This is a genomic window from Synechococcus sp. 'PEA 65AY6A-5F PE A' (assembly GCF_047462575.1).
Taxonomy (GTDB): domain Bacteria; phylum Cyanobacteriota; class Cyanobacteriia; order Thermostichales; family Thermostichaceae; genus Thermostichus.
In genome coordinates this window covers 1-1,125 of sequence record NZ_JAOALE010000081.1, presented here as the reverse complement: position 1 = coordinate 1,125, position 1,125 = coordinate 1, and the positions used below count along the sequence as shown (strand labels likewise).

Genomic DNA, 1,125 nt, shown 5'->3' with positions numbered 1-1,125 from the left:
GGCGCCACTTCCACCGCCGCCAGGTCCAGCGGGAAGTTGTGCGCATTCCGCTCGTGCATCACTTCCATCCCCAGGTTGGCACGGTTGAGCACATCCGCCCACGTCCCAACCACGCGACCGTTGCTGTCCACAATCGACTGGTTGAAGTTGAACCCGTTCAGGTTGAACGCCATGATGCTGATCCCCAGCGCCGTAAACCAAATCCCAATCACAGGCCACGCCGCCAGGAAAAAGTGCAGGCTCCGGCTGTTGTTGAACGACGCATATTGGAAAATCAACCGGCCAAAATACCCGTGCGCCGCCACGATGTTGTAGGTCTCTTCCTCTTGCCCAAACTTGTAACCCAAGTTCTGCGACTCCTCCTCCGAAGTCTCACGAATCAGGCTCGAGGTCACCAACGACCCGTGCATCGCACTAAACAGCGCACCCCCAAACACGCCGGCCACGCCCAGCTGGTGGAACGGGTGCATCAAAATGTTGTGCTCCGCTTGGAACACCAACATGAAGTTGAACGTCCCCGAAATCCCCAGCGGCATCCCGTCCGAAAACGAGCCTTGCCCAATCGGGTAAATCAAAAACACGGCCGTCGCCGCCGCCACCGGCGCCGAGTAAGCCACCGCAATCCAGGGACGCATCCCCAAGCGGTAGCTCAGCTCCCACTCCCGGCCCATGTAGCAGAACACCCCAATCAAAAAGTGCAGCACAATCAGCTGGTAGGGGCCGCCGTTGTACAGCCACTCGTCCAAAGAAGCGGCTTCCCAAATCGGGTAAAAGTGCAGGCCAATCGCAGCCGAAGAAGGCACCACCGCGCCGGTGATGATGTTGTTGCCATACAGCAACGAACCCGAAACTGGCTCGCGAATCCCGTCGATGTCCACCGGGGGAGCCCCAATGAAGGCGATGATAAAGCAGGTGGTGGCAGTCAGCAGGGTGGGAATCATCAGCACCCCGAACCAACCGATGTAGAGGCGGTTGTCGGTGGAGGTGACCCACTCGCAAAACTGCTCCCACACGTTGCTGGTTGAGCGACGTTGGATAACAGTGGTCATGATGGCAAACTTCCCTGAGGAAGCGCGAAGATTGACAACCTAACCTTAAATCATCCGTTAAGTTCTGTCAACTACC

1 protein-coding gene is annotated in these 1,125 nt (G+C 57.7%); it reads right to left on the bottom strand.

What is annotated here, in order from left to right; all coding sequences use genetic code 11:
- The coding region (gene psbA, locus GG26_RS13625; RefSeq protein WP_414391177.1) for a photosystem II q(b) protein at positions 1–1,049 on the bottom strand (1,049 nt) is incomplete at its 3' end.
- Positions 1,050–1,125: the final 76 nt, after the last annotated feature.